A 24,061-nucleotide genomic window follows, 5' to 3' on the forward strand; every position below is an offset into this window, starting at 1 on the left:
GATTAATAAACCGACTTGATCACATAGGTCACCACGCCAAACACTTCCAGCGCATCTTCCGTGCTAATCGCAATCGGTTTAAACTGCCGGTTCATCGGCATCAGTTGCAGGCAGGGCTGAAGCTGAAGACGCTTAACGGTAAATTCTCCGTCCACGGACGCCACCACGATATCGCCATGCGAGGCTCTTAGCGCGCTGTCCACCACCAGCATATCGCCGTCGTTGATGCCTGCGCCGGTCATCGACTCTCCGCTTACCCGTACAAAGTAGGTCGAACTGGGGTGCTGAACGATGAGCTTGTTCAAATCAAGACGTTGCTCAACATAGTCCTGAGCCGGTGACGGAAAACCACATGGCACCCGCTCCATAAACAGTGGCAGCGGTAACAGCGCACTGACTTTTGCTGGCCTGATAAATTCCATACTCACCTCCCCTTCAAAATAACTGTATATATTTACAGTAATCGCGATCGATGGGTTTGATCAAGTGAAACGGCAGAGGTTTATATGAAGCGGTTGATGTGGATGAAGATTTTGTTACAGCGAAGCGGTGTCGGTTTTATGCAGCCGCTTAACGATTGTGCATTCAGGTTATGCTTTCACCTGTTGCCTTCTGCACGCCTGGCATTTTTTCATTGATGGCTCCCCTTTTTTGCCATCGTCCTGCAGAAGTACACAGCGGGTTTACACGTCTCTGGCTGACGTTCTGTACTGCGCAAAACAAGACATAAGGCGGTTCTGTTGACGACTCGCCCGGTTGTTTTCAGTTCTTTGTTACTGGCTGGATTTAAATTACCTGTCACGCCTGTATTCTGAAATATATATCCCTGAATCCCTGGCGATAACATAATGTAAACCCGATTGGGGATCGTTACGTTTTACCTCCCCTTTCCTTAGCCTTACCTATTTATTCAAATACAGAAGCCGCATAATACATAACGAGCCAAAGAGAAGTTTATTGCGCAAAATTCAAATGGTGTTATCTGTCCAACAGGATTAACACCAGAAGCGCAGGTGTTTATTGCCGTAAGGCTCAGCCGCGCATTCGATCCAACGCGATAAAAAGCAATCGCAGAGTAGTCTGTATATCACACGGACTCAACAAGCCCCACGATATTTGATGCACTGGCGCGCAGCGGCGATATGATGCGTTATATGTTCTTCGCTTAACCTGACCTTTCTCAGGCAGATCAGATCGGAAAACAAGAATAATCAATTGATTTAAATGAAGATTAAAGACTTAAGATAAGCAAAGAATACGTGAAATGCCATTACTTCATCCCAGCGCTATGATGAGCCCTGATCAGACAGCTGTATGTTGAAAAGGAGCACAGCATGGAAATAAAAAATAACGACGGACAACAGGTTTGTTTAACGGTCGATGAGATTTCATTAACGTGGTTTTTTATGACGGGAATGGATATGAAACAGATAGCAAGCTGGATGGCACTCCCTGTACACGCTGCATATTATATTAAACAACGCGTAATGAAAAAGCTTGGCGTGAAAAATAACAGTGAGTTTATTATCTGGTTTCTTAATAACAGAAGGCGTGACGAAACTGAAAAAACTGAACACCGCAGGCTTCCACACAGCGATAGCCTGATGAAATGAATCATCCCGAACAGGCTATTTTTTACATCCGTCATAGCGGGTAGCCGTTAACGCTTTTTCTCTGCGCGATGAGTGAATACAGCGCCGCCTTGCCGCCTGAGCACGATGCTGCTGCTCAGATGGCGTTTAGCATTAAGGCGCGCCGCCTGCATCGGGCTGATCCGGCTCTTCATGACCGCCTTTTGCCTGCTGCACTATCCATTCACGGAATATTTCCATCGAGGGCGTCATCTTCTTTGAGCGGAGCCAGGTTAACCAGTAGCCACCGACATCGATCTCAAGCGTAAAAGGACGGGCCAGCGTGCCGGCATCCAGCTCACGCTGAAACATGCACGCCGGCACCAGAGCAACAGCGCCGGTCTGGATCGCGGCTTCAACCATTAAACGTGACGAGTCAAATACCGGGCCGGTGATCCTGGGCGGTGCCATTCCCGCCGCCGTAAACCAGCTGTCCCACTCATCAGCCCGATAGGAACGTAACAGGTTTTCCCGCAACAAACAGGCAGGCTGCTGCAGACGGCTGGCGATGTCCGGCCGACAGAGCACCGTCAGCGGTGCCGTAAACAGCCGCTCATTGTGTGTGGCGGGCCAGGCACCCGCGCCAAACCGAATCGCATAGTCCACGCCTTCCCCCGCCAGGCTGACCACGTTATTGTTAGTGCGCACATTCAGCTCCAGCGCCGGGTGCTGCTGACGAAACACCTCAAGCCGGGGTAACAGCCAGCCCAGCGCAAAGGTACCCACACAGGCAATCGTCATCACCTCGCGGTATTCTCCACCTTCAAAGCGACGCCAGGCGCTTTCGAGCTGCGTGAAGGCCGCTGACACTTCCGCAAACAGCAGCCGCGACTCATCCGTCATCTCCAGACCACGCGGCAATCGACGGAATAATACGACGCCCAGTCGTTCTTCCAGCAGCCTGACCTGCTGGCTGACGGCGGCCTGAGAGACAAACAGCTCCAGCCCCGCATGGGTAAAATTCAGGTGGCGGGCGGAGGCTTCGAAAGCCCGAAGCGCGTTAAGCGGTACATCATTTTTCACGTTTACCCCCAGAAATTCTTTAGTCTCCACTCAAATTATCTCGCTTGTCGACATTTTGAAATCCCCTACCATCTCCCTTGTAATTTAACAAAGTCGGGGAATAGCGTGCTGCAAGGCTGAATGGCCTGACGCGTCACGCCGTTTAAAGCGACATAAGTTTATTGAGGGGCAGCCAGTCTGTTTCTTATTGCGTCCTGCCGCGCAATGATGCGGTAAACCGCCATGCACTTCCCGGCCGCAGACGGCACTCAGCGATGCGGACATTTATCAGATGAGGTTTTATATGATTAATCTATTCACACAACGCGCACGCCCTGCCGTTATCCTGCTGGCGCTCGCGACCCCGCTTGCCGCACAGGCCAGCTTTGATGACGCCGCGTTGCAACGCGATATTCAACAGTTGGAACAGACCGCAGGCGGAAGGCTGGGAGTGGCAGTGACGGACACCGCCGATAGCGCCGTTTTTACCTATCGTGGCAACACGCATTTTCCGCTCTGCAGCACCAGCAAAGTTTTCGCCGTTGCGGCCATCCTGAAAAAGAGTGAAACCGCGAGCGGATTGCTTAATGAAAACGTCGCGATCCACAAAACTGATCTGGTTAATTACAACCCGATAACTGAAAAACACGTCGGTGCCACAATGACGGTGGCTGAACTCAGCGCGGCTGCGCTGCAATACAGTGACAATGCGGCGATGAACAAACTGCTGACGCGCCTGGGTGGTCCGCAGAAGGTGACCCGTTTTGCGCGCAGCATTGGCGATACCACTTTTCGGCTCGATCGCAAAGAACCGGATCTGAATACCGCCATCCCGGGTGATAAACGCGATACGACATCGCCTGCTGCCATGATGCAAAGCCTGCAAAAGCTGGTGCTGGGCAGTGCGCTGGCACCGGCGCAACGTCAGCAACTGAGCGACTGGATGAAAGGCAACACCACAGGGGCGAACAGCCTACGTGCCGGCCTGCCCGCTGACTGGACAGTTGCGGATAAAACCGGCAGCGGCGATTACGGCACCACCAACGATATCGCCGTTATCTGGCCACCGCACCATGCACCGCTGGTATTGGTCACCTATTACACCCAGCCCGACCCACATGCCGCTTCGCGCAAAGCGGTTCTGGCGGGCGCAGCGAAAATCATCGCTTCGGGTTATAGCCAATAACGGCCAGTAAGCGGGCAGTCCAGGAGACAACGACACCGATGGCGGCGGTCTGCTGGACGCCCTCTGCGAATAAAGGGTTGGCAAGGAATGATCGTCACCCAAAATTGAGCAGTTGCTCAAGGACACTGAAATGCGCTATTTTTATCGCGTCCAGCCAGTCTGCCTGCGCTGACCTTCTCTTCTCATGCCGCGCCGTGGGTGCCGCAACGGAAGCGTTCTTTCTCGCTATGACAGGAAATGCATCATGCGCCCGGCTTTTAATGCATTACAACGTGTCCGCTATCCTCGTGGGATGTTAACCGCGATGCTACTTGCCTTGAGCCTCGCGTCCGGCTTTAGCCTGGCGGACAATCATCCACTGAGAATCGCCATTTATCGTGGTGCGGCAGGCTGTGAAGGTTGTTCAGAAATGGTGATGAAAGCGCTACACGGCGTCGCGATGCCGCTCAGCATTTCTTATATCGGCGAAAACGAAAAACAAACACTGAATGCTCAGAACCTGCGTCAGGTTGATCTTTATATCCAGCCCGGCGGAGGTCAGGATATTCCAGCGGCCTATGAAGCCCTGGGGGATGAGGGGGCAAAAGCCCTACGCGATTTTGTCCGCGATGGTAAAGGTTACCTCGGTCTGTGCATGGGTGCTTATCTGGCGGACAGTAACTGGCTGGGGCTGATCGCCTCGCCGCTTGATTCCGAAGCAGGACGTCCGGGATCGCAGATCGCCGATGAGGGTGATTACACGATCCCTGTTAAGTGGAATGGCAGACAAGAGACATTCTATTATCAGGATGGCCCTTATCTTGTCGGCCATAAACTGCAGGACGGTTTTACCCCTGTGGCCTTTTATCGTAATGGTGATGTGGCGATGGCGCGTTATGCCTACGGAAAAGGGACGGTGGTGTTAACCGGACCTCACCCTGAAGCAGATGATCGCTGGACAGGTAAAGTCACTGACGAGACTTACACCTCACCCCAGCAAAAGATGACCCGTCTGCTGGCTTATTTCTCTCAGCAGCACTCTGAGCGATAACGCTATCGGTGCCGTCAAAGCCTGATGGCTGCGTAAAACCGGCAAGCGGTGTTGGTGACGTTACCGGGATGACAGGCTGTATAGCGCTGCGCAGTGGGACATGGTGGGAAAGCGGGCTGCGCAGGAGGCGGAGGATGAAACAGACAGCCTTGTTATTGAGCGTGAGCGTGCTTTTTGCCGTCGCGCTGCCCGATCAGACAGCGCAATCTCACCGTTATACGTCGCTGTCAGACTCCAGCGCATCCTGAATCGCATCGGCCAGATTGGCAATTTCGTTTGCCACCGCTTGCAGATCCCAGGCCGCTTTCGAGCCATTTGCTGACGTTGAGGCGCTGACTGACTCTTTTGCCACTGCCAGTGCCGCCGCAACCGCGACCGTACGTTTATGCTGTTCCTGCGTCATACCCGCAGGCGGCAGCGAGAAATAGTCGTTAACCATTATCATTTCCTTCTGATCCAAGAGGCGTAAACCTTAACGCCCTGCGGGTACAGAAGGAAGTGAATTATTGCACCGCCGCCCACAAAGCCTGCTTTATGACCACAGGACGCAAAAATGCGGGCCTGACCGGTCGAGCGTTCATGCGCCGCTGACCATCGGTTGCTATTCTCTGCCGGGGCATCGTTATCCGGAAAATGGTCATACGCTGCCCGCGCGCCGTCATGCGGTGATGTCGACGTTGCGGTCGCCCACAGGACAGTCGCAGCCGGCTTAAAGGCTCCCAACCCGATGCGTGCCCTGCCCAGTCCGGGACTTTTTTGTGCGTTCCTGACCAGAATTATACAGCTTACGCTGTACAAGTTTGCGCAGTGTTGTACAACCGCACGAAAAAAACAGGCGCAGGCAACACCAGAAAAAACCCTTATAAATCATAATTAAATATCAAAAACAGTAGCAGAAAGCAGCGCACCCTCGGCCAGCAACTCATCCGACCAGCGGTTTTTCTTCGCAAAAAATTGTACAAAGTTAGTTTTTTTGTATAACTTTACGCCGTGATGTTAAATCACTTGTAACGAAAGGTGCCTTGCACCGCATCTGAAGGTGAGTGGATTTCCACCTTCAGATGCAAAATTTTCTTCGCCACGGGCAGGAAAACGTCTTCTTCCGATTTTGAGGCTACCATGCAAACGACAACGAATACTGAGTCTCAGATTTCTGAATATTTCATGAATGCGGGTGACACTTTCACCAGCGAAAAAGATGTGATTGCAGAGACCTGGTCAGAACTCGCTTCTTTTAAAGCGCACGTTTCTGAAAAAGATATGTTACTGGGTTTGATCCATAAACTGGAAAGTGAAACCGACGCGACCAAACAGGATATCTATCGTCAGGCTCTGGAGACCGTTCTTCAACGTAAGCCGGGCGACGTTCGTTTTTAATTTTGTTGTGATGATGACACGCTACTTAGCAAGGATGCTTTACCTTCCCTAAAAATTTGCCCCTGATTCAGGGGCTTTTTTTTGCCTGCGCGCCTCAGGCGATCAGGTTTTGACGTTTTCCCCAATCGTACAGCTGCTCACGCGCCAGGTTTTTCATTTTCACCTCACACATGATGTCGAAATCGCTGAATGACAATGCCCAGGCGTTGAGCGTGGGATTGAAATAGTAATCGGAATGGGCACGAAGCTTTGTTTTCGGCACGGTCAGGGCGTGCTGATCCGGAAAGCCCTCGGTGGGGATAATCCCCTCTTGCGAAATGGAGTAATGCAGCACCGGGCGGACGCCGCGCCAGGAATCAACAATCCGCGCAATACGTGCATCGTCCGCCCGGATAAACTGGTTCTCTTTGACCCAGTGATGATGGATATCCAGCACCACCGGACACAGCGCCCCTGCCTGCAACACATCGTCCAGTGAACACGAAATTTCGTCGTTTTCTACCGTCAGCATCAAGCGCGCTTCAGGACTGAGGCGCTGAAACGCCTGTTTAAACCCGTCAAACCCGAGTTTGCCATTCATATGAATGTTGATTTTAAAGTCCTGGAAGGTTTTGCCGTACCCCATCAAACAGGCGCACAACGCATGGTATTCCACATCCTCTAAGGCGCGTGAAACGACATCAGGATTGTCCGACGCCAGCACGCTGTACTGTCCCGGATGGAATGACAGCCGGATATGATGCGCCCGCGCCAGCTCACCGCAGCGGGCAAACAACGGATACAGCTCAGGCAGAAACGCCGCAAATAACGGCTTTGCTTCAGGTACGGTATACAACGGCAGTAAATCGCTGCCAATCCGCATCATTCTTAACGCGTCCGGGAGGACCGCAATGGCTTCCAACGTTAAATACAGGTTCTGCAAATTGGTCTTCGAAATCTCATAAATGAGCGCCGTGCGTTGCGCCTCATCCAGGCTGAGAAAACGGGTTCGCGTGGTCGCGCGAAAGGGGAAATACTGCTTGCCCTCTTCGTTTAAATACTTACATGCAAAGCCTAATTTCATAAACACTCCTGAACAGTATCCAGAAAGTTTAACAGCTAATTTTAAAATCGCCATTAAGGCCAGCACTATCAATAAGTTAAACGCTAACTTTATGAATAATCCCTGATTAATGCCTTTGTTGTAACGGGTCGCGTATAACGGCAACGCGCGCTACCTGCCCCGCTTGCCCGGCGCGCACAGCTTATCCCCTGATTTTACAAGTAATAACCGCAACATCTCGTCACCGAATAATGGGTTTCAGGGTGGCATAATTTCGTATCAGAACTAAACTTAGCGCTGTGACTAGCTAGTCCTTCTTATCTAAGGAACCCTGATATGAGGTCTTGTCTATGACACAACAGAAATACAGAGGTGGTGCCGGTAATTTTGCCAACGATCCAGACCGAGCCAGTGAAGCTGGCAGTGCAGGAGGCAAAGCCAGCGGAGGTAATTTCAAAAACGATCCTGAAAGAGCCAGGGAGGCCGGTCGGAAAGGAGGCAAAAAAAGCCGTCGCACTTCTAAGTAGTTCTGAGTAAGGCGCCTTAAGGAGGTAGTACGCCATGGACTGGCGATTTTTATCCCCTCTCACCCCTGCATTTTTATTCCCGTTCACCCTTTCCAGTAATGCTTTTTACGCCTTATCCATCGCCGCTTATTTCCGCTTCGCTTTGAGGATAATAAGCGTAGCGTGAGAGAGAAAAACGTCGCTTATTTTTAGCAAAACGTAATAAACCTGAGCGGAACGATTTTCAGAAAATACCTGGCTTATAAAAAACAACTGGCTGTAATCACCCAGGCGACAGCAAAGGGAAATAAAAAATAACCCATTGAATAAGATAGAGATACCACATTGCCGTCGCGCTTAAAATAAGCATTTAGTTTCGCTATTAAATTATTTTTTCGCTGATTGAAAATCACTAAAAACAGGAGAAATATCGCCTGCTCTTTATTTAACCGCAACGATTAAGCGCAATATTTATAAGCTTATTAATTAAGTTGTTCTATATTTACTGGCACCTCAAGTAGTAAAAAAAGCTGGAGCAATGTGTTATGTCGAATGAAAAAAAGAATAATCCCCTGAGTCATCGGGCCCCCACGACCGGCCCGGAATCATCACAGCCGGGACTGGGCTCACTGGCTCCTAAAGATGGTTCACATCAGCCACCAGCCGAACCGACACCGCCGGGTAAGAAACCCACGGCACCAGGCAGCCTTAAAGCGCCCGATACCCACAGCAGCAAACTCGATCAGTTAGCAGCGAACCGTAAAGATGGAACGGGCAGCCCGCTTACCACCAATCAGGGCACCCGTATTGCAGACGACCAGAACTCGTTACGCGCTGGTGGGCGTGGGCCGACGCTGCTTGAAGATTTCATCATGCGGGAGAAAATCACCCATTTTGACCATGAGCGAATTCCGGAACGCATCGTTCATGCGCGGGGCTCGGCGGCACACGGCTATTTTCAACCTTACTGCTCAATGAAGGACGTGACCAAAGCCCATTTCCTGAGCGAGCCAGAGCAGATTACGCCGGTGTTTGTGCGCTTCTCCACGGTTCAGGGCGGCGCGGGTTCAGCGGATACGGTGCGTGATATCCGTGGCTTTGCCACCAAGTTCTACACCGATGAAGGCGTTTTCGACTTAGTGGGTAATAACACGCCGGTGTTTTTTATTCAGGACGCCCACAAATTTCCCGACTTTGTGCATGCGGTGAAACCCGAGCCACACAATGAAATTCCACAGGGCCAAAGTGCTCATGACACCTTTTGGGATTATGTGTCGCTACAACCTGAAACCCTGCACAACGTGATCTGGGCAATGTCTGACCGCGGTATTCCGCGCAGCTATCGCACAATGGAAGGCTTTGGTATTCACACCTTCCGCCTGATTAACGATGAAGGCAAAGCCACGTTTGTTCGCTTCCACTGGAAACCGCTGGCAGGTAAAGCCTCGCTGCTGTGGGACGAATCGCAGAAGCTGACCGGGCGTGATCCGGACTTCCACCGTCGCGATCTGTGGGAAGCGATTGAAGCGGGTGACTTTCCGGAATTCGAGCTTGGCCTGCAGCTGATCCCGGAAGAGGATGAGTTCAAGTTCGACTTCGATATTCTGGATGCCACCAAGCTGATTCCTGAAGCGCTGGTCCCTGTCGTGCGGGTCGGTAAAATGGTGCTGAATCGCAATCCGGATAACTTCTTTGCAGAAACAGAGCAGGTTGCGTTCCACCCGGGCCATATCGTACCGGGGCTCGACTTTTCCAACGATCCTCTGCTTCAGGGCCGACTGTTCTCCTACACCGATACGCAAATCAGTCGCCTCGGTGGTCCTAACTTCCATGAGATCCCGATTAACCGCCCGGTTTGCCCATATCACAACTTTCAGCGCCAGGGCATGCACCGGATGGATATTGACACCAATCCGGCCAACTATGAGCCCAACTCGATTAACGATAACTGGCCTCGCGAAACACCGCCTGCGGCAAAAGGTGGTGGTTTCGAGAGCTATCAGGAACGTGTTGAGGGGCATAAAGTCCGTGAACGCAGTCCATCCTTTGGCGAATATTATTCTCAACCTCGCCTGTTCTGGAACAGTCAGACCGAGATTGAACAGCAGCACATCATTGGCGCGTACTCTTTCGAGCTGAGTAAAGTTGCCCGTCCTTATATTCGCGAGCGCGTGCTTGACCATCTGCTGCGCATTGATGTCAAACTGGCGCAAGGTGTGGCAGCCAATCTGGGTATTGGCCTTAGCGACGAACAGCTGAATACCGCTGCGCCAAAAGACGTGAATGGTCTGCAGAAAGATGACAGCCTGAGCCTGTATGCGATTCCGGATGGTGACATCAAAGGTCGTCAGGTGGCGCTGCTGTTAAGCGAAGGCGTGAAGGCTGAGGACGTGTTGCACATCCTGCAGCACCTGAAAGCCGCAGGCGTGCATACCAAACTGCTGGCGGCACATATGGGCCAGGTCAGCGCCGACGACGGTTCTCTGTTACCCATCGATGCGACGTTCAACGGTCTCCCTTCACTGACCTTCGATGCCATAATGGTACCTGATGGTAACATTGACGCGCTGCTGAAAAGCGGTGACGCGCGCTACTTCCTGCTGGAAGCCTACAAGCATCTGAAAGTCATCGGCCTGAGTGGCGACGCACGTCGCTTTAAAGCGCAGTTTGATCTGGATGAAAACCAGCAAGAAGAAGGCATTGTGGAAGCCGATAATGCTGAAATTGCGCTGATGAATGATTTTACCGCCGCCATGGCAGAACATCGCGTCTGGTCGCGCAGCCAAAAAGCACAGACCATTCCGGCCTGATCCTGGTTCCAGCCATTCCGATTGGGGTGGCTGGAGCACGGGGCGCGCGAGTGTCACACCTGCCCTTTCTGTTTTCCCTGCAAAACCGCTGCTTTCAGCGGTTTTTTACTGCAAAAGCCCTGGTCTTTATCTGATTTACCGCAGACAGCAGCAGAAGGATGTCGGGGTGATCGGACAACCCTGTCATGTAGAAGGGGGAAAAAGGTGCGCTGTTCATTGTGCACCGCGACCGTAAATGCCGCAGCGTAGTCTATGATTACTTGTTGAGAGTCGTGTGAAGCAGGCGCTGCCGGGTGCCTGAAGCGGTATTACACATAACATTTTCTGAATAATGGCGCTGGTTAAGGCTGTTAAGGCGTACCGACCTCCTGGGCGCTGAATCTCGCTGACATACCTTTGAACTCGCCTCATCGGCTTAACGATAGCGCGAGGATGTTTATTGCGTACTTTCTGGTTAACGAGGCAACGGAATGGGATCTACATCTTTTTTTAAGAGTTGGGGAAGTGAATTTCTGGCTGATGGTACCGTGCGTTTCCGCGTGTGGGCAACGGGTCAACAGCAGGTCACATTAAGACTTTCCGGTAATGATATCGCGATGACGCCAGCCGAAGACGGCTGGTTTGAGCAGCAGGTCAGCGGTGTACAGGCGGGAGCAGCCTATAATTTCGTGCTGAAGGATGGCACGGTGATTCCCGATCCGGCTTCACGCGCGCAGCAAGACGACGTCAACGGCCCTTCTCTGGTCATCGATCCTGGTCACTATCATTGGCAGAACACCAACTGGCAAGGTCGTCCGTGGCAGGAAAGCGTGGTCTATGAAATGCATATGGGCACCTTCACCGAAGAAGGAACCTTCCAGGCCGCGATAAAGAAACTGCCTTACCTGGCTGAAACCGGCATCACCATGATTGAAGTGCTGCCCGTCTCTCAGTTCGGCGGTCAACGTGGTTGGGGTTACGATGGCGTGCTGCTTTACGCACCTCACGCCGCGTACGGTACGCCTGACGATTTTAAGGCGTTTATTGATGCAGCCCACGGTTATGGCATTGCGGTGGTACTGGATATTGTGCTTAACCACTTTGGCCCGGATGGTAACTATCTGCCGTTGCTGTCGCCTGACTTCTTTCATAAAGACCGGATGACGCCGTGGGGCGCAGGTATTGCTTATGATGTGGATGCGGTGCGGCGTTATATCGCTGAAGCCCCGCTCTACTGGCTGCAGGAGTACCATCTTGACGGCTTGCGCTTTGACGCCATCGACCAGATTGAAGACATTTCAGACAAGCATGTTTTGACTGACATTGCCGAACGCATTCGTGCCGATATTCCCGATCGCCAGATTCACCTCACCACCGAAGACTGTCGCAACGTTATCTTTCTGCATCCCAGAGCAGAAGATGGCTCCGCCCCGCTGTTTACCGGGGAATGGAATGATGATTTTCACAATGCCGTTCATGTGTTTGCCACGGGCGAAACGCATGCTTATTACCAGGATTTTGCCGAACAGCCAGAGAAACGCGTGGCGCGCGCGCTGGCTGAGGGCTTTGTCTATCAGGGCGAGGTCTCCGTGCAGTCCGGTGAAAAGCGCGGCGTTGACAGCACCGGTCAACCCCCGGTGGCCTTTGTGGACTTTATCCAGAATCACGATCAGGTCGGCAATCGCGCGCAGGGAGAACGGCTGATTTCGCTGGCCGGGGCCGAACGTACCCAGGTGCTGCTGGCCACGCTCCTGCTGTCGCCTCATATCCCTTTGCTGTTTATGGGGGAAGAGTACGGCGAAACCCATCCTTTCCTGTTCTTTACCGATTTCCATGGCGATCTGGCCAAAGCGGTGCGAGAAGGCCGGGCGAGAGAGTTTGAAGGACACGCGGGCCATGAAGGTGAAAGCGTTCCCGATCCCAATGACGAAGCGACCTTTACCCGATCAAAACTGGACTGGCGCAAGCTGGAAAGTGAAGAAGGAAAACGTTGGCTGAAGCTGACCCGTTCGCTTCTGGCCATCCGGCAGCAGTACATTGTGCCGCTGCTGGCAACGGCGGGCGGGCATAGCGGGAAGGTGCTGGAAACCGCAGAGGGATTCGTTGCCGTAAGCTGGACGTTCCCAGCCGGAACCCTCTCTTTGGCATTGAATATCGGTGAACAGGATCGTCCCCTGCCAGAGATGCCGGGTGAAACCCTTTTTGCCTGGCCGCAACCGGCAGACAATCTGCCGCCAAACGCAATGATTGTTCGTCTGGCTGCCGGAGAGCATAAATGAGTATTCCAACCGCGACCTACCGTATTCAGTTCCGAAATGGCATGACCTTTGACCGCGCAGCAGCGCTGATTCCTTATCTGAAACACATCGGCATCAGTCATCTCTATGCTTCGCCAGTCTTTACCGCGACCCGTGAATCCACCCACGGGTATGACGTGACCGACGTGAATCAAATCGATCCGGCCATTGGTGGCCGCGCGGGGTTTGATCGTCTGGCGCAGGCGTTGAAACAGGCCGGTATGGGATTCATCATTGATATCGTTCCCAACCACATGGCGGCATCGCTGGAAAACGGCTGGTGGTACGACGTGCTGGAGCACGGCCAAAACAGTCGCTATGCCCACTATTTTGATATCGACTGGTCACGCCGTTTGACGCTGCCGTTTCTGGGCGATGATCTCGACACCGTGCTGGAAAACGGAGACCTCGCCGTCAAACGCGATCCGCAAACCGGCAAACCGGCACTGGCCTATTTTGAGAGCTACTATCCCCTGACCCCGGAAAGCTGGCAGGGACGTGAAGAGGCGGTTCTCCAGCTTCGCAGCAAAGCCGAGCTGGCGGCCCTGCACCAACAGCAACCCTGGCGACTGATGTCGTGGCGCGATGCCGCCCAGGATCTCTCCTACCGCCGTTTCTTTGAGGTTACTGGCCTGGTCGGTGTGCGGGTGGAAGATCCGGCAGTGTTCAGGGATGCACACCGGCTTATTCTGGAACTGGTGCACAGCGGCGCGGTTGACGGCCTGCGTGTCGATCACGTTGACGGGCTGGCCGATCCAAAAGGATACCTTGAACAGCTGCGCCACGAGGCCGGTGCGGCATGTTATATCACCGTCGAGAAAATCCTGGGTGAGGGAGAACAGATCCCCGCCGACTGGCCGATTTCGGGCACCACCGGCTACGAGTTTATCGCCGCGCTGTCCCATGTCCTGGTTGATAATCATCATCTCGACACGCTCCGCCAGGCCTATGAGAGCGTCAGTGGCAACGCTGTCCAGATGGCAGACGAACTCCGCAACGCGAAATGCCTGATGGCAGACCGCAACTTTGCGGGTGAATTTTCGCGCCTGATGGATCTGGCTACCGCTATTGCCGCAGGTGAACAGATGACGGTTAACCCGGATCAGCTGCGCGCCGCACTGCGTGAGCTGCTGGTGGCCTTTCCGGTTTACCGCACCTACGGGAATGCGCACGGCCTGCCCGCAGATGACCTGCAACGGCTACAGGATATCGCCAGCAACGTGAAGGTGTCAGCACAGGCGCCGGACAGCCGCACGCTCGATTTCCTGCTACAGATTATGCAGGGCAACGTTGACGCTAAGGTCACCGGGCTGGCGGACAGCTTCCGTACCCGTTTCCAGCAGCTCACCGGCCCACTGATGGCGAAATCCATCGAGGACACGCTGTTCTACCGACAGAACCGGGCGCTGGCGCTTAATGAAGTCGGCGCAGAACCCTTGCAGCAGCAGTTTGACCCGCAACAGTTTCACCATGAGATGCAAACGCGTCTTGCGCGCCAGCCGGATGCCCTTACCGCCAGCTCGACGCATGACACCAAGCGAGGCGAGGACGCACGTGCCCGCCTTTATACCCTGACAGAAGCCCCTCAGCGCTGGGCGACGTGCGTGGAACGCTGGCGCGGGCTTAATCGTCAGGCGGTACGTCCCCTTGAGGATGGCCCTGCACCGGAGGCGTCCGTGGAGTGGATGCTGTATCAGGCGCTGGCTGGCGTCTGGCCACCGACCCTGGACCCTCAGGATAGCGCGGGACTTGAAGCCTTAGCCGAACGCTTTGCGGGCTATGTGGAAAAAGCGCTGCGTGAAGCCAAACTGCGTACTGACTGGACAGAGAACAATACGGCCTATGAGCAGGCGGTGCTGGACTACGCGCGTCATCTGCTTTCACCGACTAATCAGGCTTTCCTGCAGGATTTCGTCGAGGCGTTGCAGCCCTTTATCCAGACCGGGCTGATAAACAGCCTGAGCCAGAGAGTCATCAAGCTGACCGCGCCTGGCGTGCCGGATATTTATCAGGGAAGCGAAGCACTGGACTTCAGCCTGGTCGATCCTGACAACCGTCGTGAGCCTGATTATGCCGCCCTCCAACAGATGTTAGCGGCTGCGACGACCGCCCTGCCCGCTACGCTTGATGGCTGGCTTCAGGGACAGGTTAACCAGCAAGCGACGGTTGCGCTACTGAATGCCCGTCGGGATCGGCCTGAACTGTTCGCCCGAGGCGCTTACCTGCCGCTGACGGCACAGGGCGCGCATTCGGACAGGCTACTGGCCTTTGCCCGTACGCGCGGCAATGACGCTGTTATCGTGATCACCTCCCGGCTGATGTTTAACCCACAGCAAAACCTGGAAACGCCCCCGTCGGCGCGCTGGGCCGCCACAGAGATTGTGTTGCCTGACGAACTGGCACATCGCCGTTACCGTGATGTGTTAAGTGGCCAGGAAATCACCCTGACCGATCGCATTACGCTTGAAACGTTAAATAATTACTGGGCACTGGCATTATTCGCTTGCTGAAAGCAGGTCAGTACATGGACTGAAACGCCGTAACTGGGTTCGTTAATTGAGAGGGATAGATGTCAAATCATCGTTTTGAAATCACGTCGGGATCGAGTCTACAGCTTGGGGCAAACTTCGATGGTAAAGGGGTAAATTTCGCGCTGTTTTCTGCCCACGCAGAACGCGTAGAACTGTGTCTTTACGACCCAAGCGGAAAAAATGAGATAGCCAGACTGGATTTGCCTGAGTTTACCCATGAGGTTTGGCATGGTTACGTGCCTGGTTTACCGCCAGGCACCCTGTATGGCTACCGCGTTTATGGCCCTTACGATCCGGAAAACGGTCATCGTTTTAACCCGAATAAATTACTGGTCGATCCCTATGCGCGCGAGCTGGCCGGGGATATTGCGTGGAACGAGGCGCACTTCGCTTATGATCTGTACCACGAAGACAAAGACCTGACGTTTGACGATCGCGACAGCGCGCCCTTCACGCCGAAATGCCGCGTGATTGACCCGAATGAATTTGACTGGCAGGACCAAAACCGCCCTCAGGTTCCCTGGTCCGAAACGATCGTTTATGAAACCCATGTGAAGGGCTTCACCCAAATGAACATGGCGCTGCCGCCGGAGATGCGCGGCACTTACGATGGGATGAGCCATTCATCGACGGTGGGCTATATCAAAAGCCTGGGCATTACCTCGGTTGAACTGTTGCCAGTGCACTGGTTTCCAGACGACCAACACTTGCTGGATAAAGGGCTGAAAAACTTCTGGGGCTATAATTCGCTGAACTTTTTTGCCCCGGCGACGCGCTATTTCGGTCCGCGCGGCATTCAGGGTTTCCGGGATATGGTGCGCGCCTTTCATGATGCGGGCATCGAAGTGATCCTTGACGTGGTTTACAACCACACCGCCGAGGGCAACGAGCTTGGCCCAACCCTGTCCTTTAAAGGCATCGACAACTTCTCTTACTACCGCACCTTGCCGGACCAGCATCGTTACTACATCAACGACACCGGCACAGGAAACACCGTGAATACCTCTCATCCGCGCGTGTTGCAGATGGTCACAGATTCCCTGCGTTACTGGGCCGACTCCATGCATATCGACGGTTTTCGTTTCGACCTTGGCACCATTCTGGGCCGCGAACCGGAAGGCTTCGACCCACGTGGCGGCTTCTTCGACGCCATCACCCAGGACCCGTTGCTCTCCCGGTTAAAACTTATTGGTGAGCCCTGGGACATCGGCCCTGGCGGTTATCAGGTCGGCGGCTTCCCACCGGGCTGGGCAGAATGGAACGATCAGTATCGCGATACCGTGCGCGATTACTGGAAAGGGAACAATGTCTCAACCGACTTTGCTGCCCGCCTGCTTGGCTCCGGCGATCTCTATGACCAGCGCGGACGCCGTCCCTGGGCCAGCGTCAACTTTATCACCGCGCATGATGGCTTCACGCTGAACGACCTGGTGTCCTACAACGAGAAGCACAATGCCGATAACGGTGAGGACAACAACGACGGCCACAATGATAACCGCTCGTATAACTATGGTGCCGAAGGCCCCACGGACGACGAGGGCATCAATGCGGTTCGTGAGCGTCAGAAGCGTAACTTTCTTGCCACGTTATTTTTCTCGCACGGTACACCGATGCTGCTGGCGGGCGATGAGTTTGGTCGCAGCCAGATGGGAAACAACAACGGTTACTGTCAGGACAGTGAAATTTCATGGGTTCACTGGGACAACCTGCCCGCCTCCGCTGAAGCCTTGCGTGAGTTCACGCGCCATGTCATCTCGCTGCGTAAAACCCAGCCGCTGTTACGACGTGAAAGCTGGCGCGATGGAATGGAAATTAAGTGGTTCAATGCCGGTGGTGGATTACAGCAGGCGGAACAGTGGGACGAAGGCTCAACGCTCGGTGTCTATATCGGCCGCCCGGACCTGCAACATCAGGACGGTGTCTGGTATGACGTGCTCATGCTGATCAACCCGTTTGAAGGCAACGTCCCATTCCGTATTCCTCAGTTTGGGGAAGGCGGATGGGTACTGGAGCTGACCACCAGCGATGTGAGCAAACACGGAATGGTGATCACCAAAGAGAAGGACTTTGAGCTGGAAGGCCGGAGCATGGCCCTGTTCAGAAGGCCGTAACGGCGTCCTGCGCAACGCGATTCGGGCGCTTAGCGGTTAAACAATACGCATCCGGTCCCGTTGCGCTTGACCTGGGCCACAGGGCTGCCAGGCTGAACAGGGTTATAACAGCAAGCGACGCCATTAAGGAGGCAAAATGTCCAGATTTACAGGTAAAATCGTTGTAGTGACAGGAGCCGGTTCAGGAATTGGTGAAGCGAGTGCCAGGCGTTTTGCACAGGAAGGCGCCTCTGTCGTACTGGTTGGACGTCATCAGGATAAGCTGCAAAAAGTGTTAGCGCAGTTGCCTGGCGACAGTCATCTGGCTACCGCCTGCGATGTCGCCGAGGCCGATCAGGTAAAAGCCCTGGCAGCCCGCGTCGAAGAGAAATATGGCCGGGTTGACGTGCTGGTCAATAATGCCGGGATTATCGTGCAGGGGCGCATCCATGAGATCGAACCTGCCGACTGGAAGAAGCTGATGAGTGTCGATCTCGACGGCGTATTCCACTGCGTTCACTTCTTCATGCCCGCCCTGCTCAAATCCAAAGGCAACGTGGTGAATATCTCATCGGTATCCGGTTTGGGTGGCGACTGGGGAATGAGCGTGTACAACGCCGCCAAAGGCGCAGTGACCAACTTTACCCGGTCACTGGCAATGGATTACGGCGCTGACGGCGTGCGGGTAAATGCAATTTGTCCCGGCTTCACTTTCACCGATCTGACCGAAGGCGTGAAAAACGATCAGGCGCTGCTTGAGCGCTTCTACGATCGCATTCCGTTAAGGCGTGCGGGTGAGCCTGAAGATATTGCTGATGCAATAGCCTTTATTGCCAGTGAGGACGCGCGTTATATTACAGGCGCTAATCTCCCGGTTGATGGTGGCCTGACCGCTTCTAACGGACAGCCTAAACAGGCTTAATATGAATAAAGCAGCTGTTCGCAGCTGCTTTATTATACTGCGTGCCCTGCACTATTAATACGATGCATGTTTAGCGGTTATTCGCTCTTAACGCGGCAGTGAACGCCCCGCCTTCATGACCCGATTTTTCACGCCCTTCCGACACCTTATGCCGACAAGATGAAACGCACGCTCAGCGCTGGCGCAGCATACTCCGTTCAGGACGACTTTGGCGTATGACGCATGGGCATGGCCCGACTGCGTGCTGCCAGGCTTCTGCCAGCACTGGGGCACACGTACGGGCTCAGGCAGGCGGTACACAGGATGACGTCGGGGTGATGAATTTTGGCCACCGTTAAGGCTTGCTGACGGGTATACAGCGAACCAATAAATTCACGTCCACGGCCGTTATCCAGATGAATACAACCTTCTTTATGAATTATCCATCCGCCTCGGGTGTAAGGACAGACATAATAGTAGCTTGATTTAAGCATAAGATTGCACCTGGTGGTCGCTGTGCCAATGAGGTAGAAAAAGAGTTAATTACGATTTAATTTAATAATGTAGCGTTGTTGACCTTAGCTGAGAATTATCCCTAAAACTACAGAGATAATTATAAAACCGTGATTTTGAGATTTATTCGCAGTGGGCGGTTTCGCATAGGTTAACTTCTTATGAGCATCCGGTTTCAGTAAATGGCATTGTTCGCCAAATCAGGTCTGATCCTTTAATCATTGCGTTTAAACCCGTCACTGTACATACCGCTTAAAAAAACATATCAAATCAACACGCTGCTATTTTCTGCCCGGTTATGGACGTAAGGCCAAAGGGATAATTTGATTACGCCAGATAACCTGATCGCAGACTGCGCCAGCCGGATTTATTAGTGGGCGATAAAATGCAAAAAAGATACTACTATTCAATACCTAACGGCTGAACTACTGATATAATAGAAACTATGCGTAACACGCTGGTAAAGAACAGAATAATAAAAAATCTGTTTACCGCCGACCCGGTCTGTTATCCACCCCACGGATCGATCGCGTTAACTCTTCTGTGACAACGGAACATCACAGGTAAGCGCCCCCTGGTGCAGTGCTGGTGAAGAGCATGGCACAGACACATTTTGCGATGATATGACAGCAGGATCAGGCTTTGCCTGATAAACGCTCTGGCAATGTGTGCGGTAAAAAAACAAGAATCTGGAAGACTTTATGCTGTCTACAATTATCTATCGCAGTCACATCGCTGACCACGTTCCGCTTAAGATGCTGGAAGGATTAGTCACTAAAGCTAACAAAATAAATGAGTCATCCAGCGTGACCGGTATTTTACTATTTAACGGTACCCATTTTTTTCAGGTGCTTGAAGGACCTGAAGCGGATGTCCTGGCGGTTTATGAGCGTATTTGCCGCGATTCCAGCCATCATAATATTGTGGAATTAATGCGTGATTACGCCCCTTCTCGTCGTTTTGGTAACGTGGGCATGGAGCTGTTTGACCTGCGGGAATACGATAAAACCACAGTGCTCAATGCCGTGCTGGAAAAAGGCACGACTAAATATCAACTGACGTACGAAGATCGGGCGCTTAAGTTCTTACGCACGTTTGTTGAAGCGCGAGAGAAAGAAAATTATTTTGAAATTCCCTCTGCGGACAGCTGGGATTTTATTCAGGATGATGCGGAAACACGCGAAGGTGATGCGGCAATGATCGATCAGGAGGGCGTAAATTTTGCCTTTCAGGCGATCATTGATCCCTTTGCCCGTAAAATCGTTTCCCTCGAAGCCCTGCTGCGCGGCCGTCAGGGGGAAACACAACAGCATTATTTTTCGCGCCTTGCACCCGAGGATATCTACCGCAACGATTTGCACTCTAAGCGCACCGCCTTTGCCCAGGCAAAAGCACTGGGCGTCGACGGTATCATGCTGTCAGTTAACCTGCTGCCAATGTCGTTGGTCGTGGTGCCCGATGCAGTCGCTTTTTTACTGGCGGAAATTCATGCCCAGGATCTGGTGCCCGAACAAATTGTGGTTGAGTTCACCGAAAATGAAATCATCTCACGCCTTGATGAATTTGCCGCCGCGCTAAAACAGCTTAAAGCCGCCGGTATTAGCGTTGCGCTGGATGATTTTGGCGCGGGCTATGCCGGGTTGTCATTACTGACGCAGATTCAACCCGATAAAATAAAAATCGACCGCAGCATTATCAGTAACGTGCACAAGAGCGGGCCGAAGCAGGCGATTGTGCACGCTATTTTAGCCTGTTGTTCGTCTCTGGAAATTAGCGTCATTGCAGAAGGGATTGAACAACCTGAAGAGTGGATGTGGCTGGAAGCCGCCGGCATTTCACAGTTCCAGGGGTTTCTTTTTTCCTGGCCTAAGTTAAACGGTGTCTCTGCCGTCGCCTGGCCCGAGCTTAAATAAGGCTTAGCACGAAAACGTAATAAATTTTGCGTTTCCCTTGCCGGAAATAAAACGTGCTGCTAAATATGAGTAGCACGTTTCAGATTGTGTCATTGCTCTGCAATATTTAACGTGCACGCTGTTTTTTAAATTAACGATGATGTTAAGCAGTCAGATGTTCAGTGTTAAAGACCGATGCAACGCGCAGTGTTCAGGCGCGCCCCACAGGTAAAGCATTTGAGGGACTGAATGAAGCAAATCATCCGCGGTGATAAAGAACCCGTCCATATCGTAGCCGCCTCGCGCGCGCTTGAAGCCCATATGTCTCGCTATGGTGAGGGCAATAAATACCATCCGGTTATCTATTCAATTGCCTATCGCAGCAAATACTACCAGGTCGAAGTCATTACACGTCGGGAAACCATCGTGGCAACCGTCATCACGGGCGTGCGTAATCTGACACATCTTCCCGGGGTGGCCTGAGCCGCTACGTCCACGTCTTTCAAGGGGACAGCTTCTGTCCCCTTTCTTTTAGCGCGTATATAACGGATTGGCGGGATAGATTGCACCGATAACGCTTTTGGCACGCGCCCCGGTGACCGCCGGCAAATTCCCAGGCAGGCCCGACAGGGTGCGAAATGCCAGCCAGGCAAAAGCCAGGGCTTCCATATCATCACCGTTAATGCCAGCCGAATCGGTCGTGGTCACCTCGGTACCGGCAAGATGCGCTGCCAGACGTGACATCAGTAATGGATTGCGGCTGCCGCCCCCACAGACCAGTAAACGATCGCACCCGTCATTGAGCTGCACCTGTTGCGCAATGCTGATGGCAGTAAACTCGTTTAGCGTGGCCTGGACGTCCTGTGCGGCGATGCCGGGGAAATGGCGCAGGTGTTGTTCCAGCCAACTCAGATTAAACAGCTCCCGCCCGGTACTTTTTGGCGGCGGCAAGGCTAACCAGGGCTCACGCAGTAAAGCCTCCAACAGAGCATGACTGACGTGGCCACTGCGTGCCCACTGGGCATCTTTATCATAGGCTTTACCCTGATTGCGCCAGATCCAGGCATCAAGCAGCATATTGCCCGGCCCGGTATCAAACCCCCGAACAGGCTGTCCCGGGATCAGCAAAGAGAGATTGGCGATCCCGCCTATATTCAGCACCATGCGACGTTCAGTGGCATCCATCAGCAAGGCCTGATGGAAAGCCGGCACCAGCGGGGCACCCTGTCCACCCAGCGCCATGTCTCGCCGCCTGAAGTCCCCCACCACCGTGATACCGGTCGCGGCAACAATCTGATTGTGGTCACCGATCTGGAGCGTATTCGGTGCCGCGCTCTGCGGCTCATGCCATACCGTCTGACCGTGGCAGCCGATGGCCACGATATCGCCCACCTCAAGGGATTCTCGCTGCATCAGGGTCAGTACCGCTTCAGCAAACAACTGTCCCAGTCGCGTATCAAGTTGCCCTAATTGTGACAACGTCAGGGTTTGCCCCTGACATATCGCCAGAATCGCCTGACGCAAATCAGGCGGCATGGGATGGCAGTAGCTTGCCTGCTGCGCCACCATATTTTCGTCGATAGCTGCCAGCACCACATCCACACCATCAAGGCTGGTACCCGACATCACGCCGATGTAGCGTCCTGATTTCATAGCCTTTCCTTTCGTTGTGGTGAAAATGTTATTATGCGGGTATAAGCGTGACAAACTCTCCCCGCTAAATCCATGATTAATTTGTTTTTAATCAATTAATTGCCTGTCAGTTAACGCCTTTGAACTTTTTCTGTTATCGATTGAATCATTGTTAAATTTTAACGGTCTATGCTGGCGTCAGCCATGTTTTGTTCCGACAAAGGTCAACTATCCAGCTTTATGTCTTATACTGTTTACAGGATTTCGCGAGAGATATGGCGCATTCTTGAATAAAGGAGTTTTCAAATGATTAAGCGTGTAATTGTGGTCGCTTTGACTGGTGTAATGCTTGCAGGTTGTAGCAATACCGATACGTTGTCGGGCGATACCTACAGCGCCAGTGAAGCCAAACAGGTTCAGAGTGTTTCATACGGTACGTTGGTGTCCGTGCGCCCGGTTAAAATTCAGGGCGGCGATGACAGTAACATCATCGGCGCAATCGGCGGCGCGGTACTGGGTGGCTTCTTAGGCAACACCATCGGCGGTGGCGCAGGACGCAGTCTGGCAACGGCCGGCGGTGCGGTGCTGGGTGGCGTTGCAGGTCAGGGCGTACAAGGTGCGATGAATAAATCTGATGGTGTCGAGCTGGAAATCCGCAAGGATGACGGCAATACCATCATGGTGGTGCAGAAACAGGCGGCCAGTCGTTACTCCGTCGGACAACGTGTGGCAATGGCGACTGACGGCAGCCAGGTTACCGTTTCTCCACGCTAACGCAGTAACCTACCGACGCCAGTGCTGCCGCACTGCGCGTCGGTGTTATTTCTCTTTGTTCTGTAGCTCGAGGATATTCTTCTCAAGGCGTGCAATCAGCGACACCATCTGATTGATTTCATCGCGGCTGATACCGGAGAGGATGTCATCCCGGGTAATATCAATCACGTGTTCAACCTGCTGAATAACCGGCTCTGCCTGCTGCGTCAGTTTGATGCGTTTGGCACGGCGATCGTGCGCACAGGTGGTGCGGGTAATTAACCCCTTTTCTTCCAGTTGATCTAAGGTTCTGACCAGCGAAGGTTGCTCGATGCCAATGGCTTTGGCTAACTGAATTTGTGACTGCTCAGGGGGAAGCTGATGGATATTGTGCAGTGTGACCCAGTGTGTTTGGGTCAAGTCGAGCGGTTTCAGGCGCTGATCTATCAGTGCGCGCCAGATGCGTACCAGTCTGGACAGGTCCGTTCCGAGAGGGGTATCCATGTTATCTCCTTATAATTAGTATGCTAGCTATCAAGCGGCATTGTATAGTATTTTGCAAGCTTGAAGGTTAAATTACAAATAACTAAGTGAACAGTTTCGGCTGAAAATATTTCACCATCCGGTTCCAGGATGCACCACCATAATGGATATCATCAACCACGGATTTCTTACTGTTCACCCGCTCACGGAACTGATTTTCGGGGCGTCACTTTACTTCCCTCCCCTGTTTAAAGCGGTGCTGGCCGGTTTTTTTCTCTGGTTGCTGATTCACCCACTGCTGCGCGGCTGGCTCGCCTCCGGCGAAGTCTGGCATCCCACACTGTTTGATCTCTCCCTGTTCGTGCTGTGCGTAACTGGCTCACTCTGGCTGATGGATCACGGATGA

General features: G+C 53.0%; 22 protein-coding genes. 15 read left to right on the plus strand and 7 right to left on the minus strand.

Translation table 11 applies throughout. From position 1 onward, the window contains the following. Positions 1-2: 2 nt before the first annotated feature. Positions 3-422 (minus strand): translesion error-prone DNA polymerase V autoproteolytic subunit, encoded by a 420-nt coding sequence (gene umuD / locus QNH99_RS12365; protein WP_063879427.1) that lies wholly within the window; start codon positions 420-422, stop codon positions 3-5. A gap of 912 nt (positions 423-1,334) precedes the next feature. Here umuD and QNH99_RS12370 point away from each other — a divergent pair. Further along, positions 1,335-1,613: a helix-turn-helix transcriptional regulator gene (locus tag QNH99_RS12370; protein ID WP_241536596.1), complete on the plus strand. Its 279-nt coding sequence runs from the start codon at positions 1,335-1,337 to the stop codon at positions 1,611-1,613. 132 nt (positions 1,614-1,745) lie between these two features. Here the strand turns inward: QNH99_RS12370 and QNH99_RS12375 are convergent, their stop codons facing one another. Further along, on the minus strand, positions 1,746-2,654 hold the full coding sequence (locus QNH99_RS12375) for a LysR family transcriptional regulator (protein ID WP_410515400.1): 909 nt from the start codon (positions 2,652-2,654) through the stop codon (positions 1,746-1,748). A 283-nt stretch (positions 2,655-2,937) separates the two neighbouring features. On the opposite strand from QNH99_RS12375, the gene bla reads away from it, so the two are divergent. Together bla and QNH99_RS12385 are read left to right on the plus strand one after the other, a co-directional pair. Next, entirely contained in the window at positions 2,938-3,819 is an 882-nt protein-coding gene (gene bla, locus QNH99_RS12380; RefSeq protein WP_410516745.1) for a class A beta-lactamase, read from the plus strand. A gap of 244 nt (positions 3,820-4,063) precedes the next feature. Continuing rightward, positions 4,064-4,849 (plus strand): BPL-N domain-containing protein, encoded by a 786-nt coding sequence (locus QNH99_RS12385; RefSeq protein ID WP_410516746.1) that lies wholly within the window; start codon positions 4,064-4,066, stop codon positions 4,847-4,849. A 214-nt stretch (positions 4,850-5,063) separates the two neighbouring features. On the opposite strand, the gene QNH99_RS12390 is transcribed toward QNH99_RS12385, so the two are convergent. Beyond that, positions 5,064-5,288 carry a hypothetical protein gene (locus QNH99_RS12390; RefSeq protein ID WP_063879422.1) on the minus strand — a complete coding sequence of 75 codons (225 nt, stop codon included), beginning with the start codon at positions 5,286-5,288 and terminating at the stop codon, positions 5,064-5,066. 67 nt (positions 5,289-5,355) lie between these two features. On the opposite strand from QNH99_RS12390, the gene QNH99_RS12395 reads away from it, so the two are divergent. Both QNH99_RS12395 and QNH99_RS12400 read left to right on the plus strand, forming a co-directional pair. After that, positions 5,356-5,562: a hypothetical protein gene (locus QNH99_RS12395; protein ID WP_410516747.1), complete on the plus strand. Its 207-nt coding sequence runs from the start codon at positions 5,356-5,358 to the stop codon at positions 5,560-5,562. 406 nt (positions 5,563-5,968) lie between these two features. After that, positions 5,969-6,226, plus strand: coding sequence for a biofilm development regulator YmgB/AriR family protein (locus tag QNH99_RS12400; RefSeq protein ID WP_410516748.1), 258 nt, complete (start codon positions 5,969-5,971; stop codon positions 6,224-6,226). 94 nt (positions 6,227-6,320) lie between these two features. Here QNH99_RS12400 and QNH99_RS12405 read toward each other — a convergent pair whose 3' ends face one another. Then, positions 6,321-7,289, minus strand: coding sequence for a UV damage endonuclease UvsE (locus QNH99_RS12405; protein ID WP_410516749.1), 969 nt, complete (start codon positions 7,287-7,289; stop codon positions 6,321-6,323). Between the two features lie 329 nt (positions 7,290-7,618). On the opposite strand from QNH99_RS12405, the gene QNH99_RS12410 reads away from it, so the two are divergent. The 6 genes from QNH99_RS12410 (at position 7,619) to QNH99_RS12435 (ending at position 18,403) form a co-directional block, all read left to right on the plus strand. Beyond that, the gene (locus tag QNH99_RS12410) at positions 7,619-7,795 is read left to right on the plus strand and encodes a general stress protein (protein WP_074181015.1); all 177 of its coding nucleotides are present in this window, start codon (positions 7,619-7,621) and stop codon (positions 7,793-7,795) included. 524 nt (positions 7,796-8,319) lie between these two features. Continuing rightward, the gene (gene katE / locus QNH99_RS12415) at positions 8,320-10,584 is read left to right on the plus strand and encodes a catalase HPII (RefSeq protein ID WP_410516750.1); all 2,265 of its coding nucleotides are present in this window, start codon (positions 8,320-8,322) and stop codon (positions 10,582-10,584) included. Between the two features lie 470 nt (positions 10,585-11,054). Next, complete coding sequence (gene treZ, locus QNH99_RS12420; RefSeq protein WP_410516751.1) at positions 11,055-12,842, plus strand: malto-oligosyltrehalose trehalohydrolase; 1,788 nt, start codon at positions 11,055-11,057, stop codon at positions 12,840-12,842. Beyond that, positions 12,839-15,370 carry a malto-oligosyltrehalose synthase gene (gene treY, locus QNH99_RS12425; RefSeq protein ID WP_410516752.1) on the plus strand — a complete coding sequence of 844 codons (2,532 nt, stop codon included), beginning with the start codon at positions 12,839-12,841 and terminating at the stop codon, positions 15,368-15,370. Before treZ ends, treY begins: the two co-directional genes overlap by 4 nt. A 59-nt stretch (positions 15,371-15,429) precedes the next feature. Then, complete coding sequence (gene glgX / locus QNH99_RS12430; protein WP_145393310.1) at positions 15,430-17,502, plus strand: glycogen debranching protein GlgX; 2,073 nt, start codon at positions 15,430-15,432, stop codon at positions 17,500-17,502. Between the two features lie 136 nt (positions 17,503-17,638). Beyond that, the gene (locus tag QNH99_RS12435) at positions 17,639-18,403 is read left to right on the plus strand and encodes an SDR family NAD(P)-dependent oxidoreductase (protein ID WP_063879415.1); all 765 of its coding nucleotides are present in this window, start codon (positions 17,639-17,641) and stop codon (positions 18,401-18,403) included. A gap of 197 nt (positions 18,404-18,600) precedes the next feature. On the opposite strand, the gene QNH99_RS12440 is transcribed toward QNH99_RS12435, so the two are convergent. Next, positions 18,601-18,876 carry a hypothetical protein gene (locus QNH99_RS12440; RefSeq protein WP_063879414.1) on the minus strand — a complete coding sequence of 92 codons (276 nt, stop codon included), beginning with the start codon at positions 18,874-18,876 and terminating at the stop codon, positions 18,601-18,603. A gap of 720 nt (positions 18,877-19,596) precedes the next feature. Here QNH99_RS12440 and QNH99_RS12445 point away from each other — a divergent pair. Continuing rightward, positions 19,597-20,808, plus strand: a complete 1,212-nt coding sequence (locus QNH99_RS12445; RefSeq protein ID WP_145393311.1) for a diguanylate phosphodiesterase — start codon at positions 19,597-19,599, stop codon at positions 20,806-20,808. A gap of 228 nt (positions 20,809-21,036) precedes the next feature. Further along, positions 21,037-21,270, plus strand: a complete 234-nt coding sequence (locus QNH99_RS12450; protein ID WP_063879412.1) for a DUF4060 family protein — start codon at positions 21,037-21,039, stop codon at positions 21,268-21,270. Positions 21,271-21,318: 48 nt separating this feature from the next. On the opposite strand, the gene anmK is transcribed toward QNH99_RS12450, so the two are convergent. Next, entirely contained in the window at positions 21,319-22,440 is a 1,122-nt protein-coding gene (gene anmK, locus QNH99_RS12455; RefSeq protein WP_063879411.1) for an anhydro-N-acetylmuramic acid kinase, read from the minus strand. Positions 22,441-22,725: 285 nt separating this feature from the next. Between anmK and QNH99_RS12460 the strand changes: the two genes are divergently transcribed. Beyond that, positions 22,726-23,193, plus strand: coding sequence for a glycine zipper 2TM domain-containing protein (locus QNH99_RS12460; RefSeq protein WP_063879410.1), 468 nt, complete (start codon positions 22,726-22,728; stop codon positions 23,191-23,193). A gap of 45 nt (positions 23,194-23,238) precedes the next feature. On the opposite strand, the gene slyA is transcribed toward QNH99_RS12460, so the two are convergent. Then, complete coding sequence (gene slyA / locus QNH99_RS12465; protein WP_063879409.1) at positions 23,239-23,676, minus strand: transcriptional regulator SlyA; 438 nt, start codon at positions 23,674-23,676, stop codon at positions 23,239-23,241. 142 nt (positions 23,677-23,818) lie between these two features. Here slyA and QNH99_RS12470 point away from each other — a divergent pair, with 142 nt between their 5' ends. Then, positions 23,819-24,061: a DUF1656 domain-containing protein gene (locus QNH99_RS12470; RefSeq protein ID WP_096012650.1), complete on the plus strand. Its 243-nt coding sequence runs from the start codon at positions 23,819-23,821 to the stop codon at positions 24,059-24,061.

Origin of the sequence: Pantoea allii, assembly GCF_046529425.1 — a bacterium.
Classification (GTDB): Bacteria; Pseudomonadota; Gammaproteobacteria; order Enterobacterales; family Enterobacteriaceae; genus Pantoea; species Pantoea allii.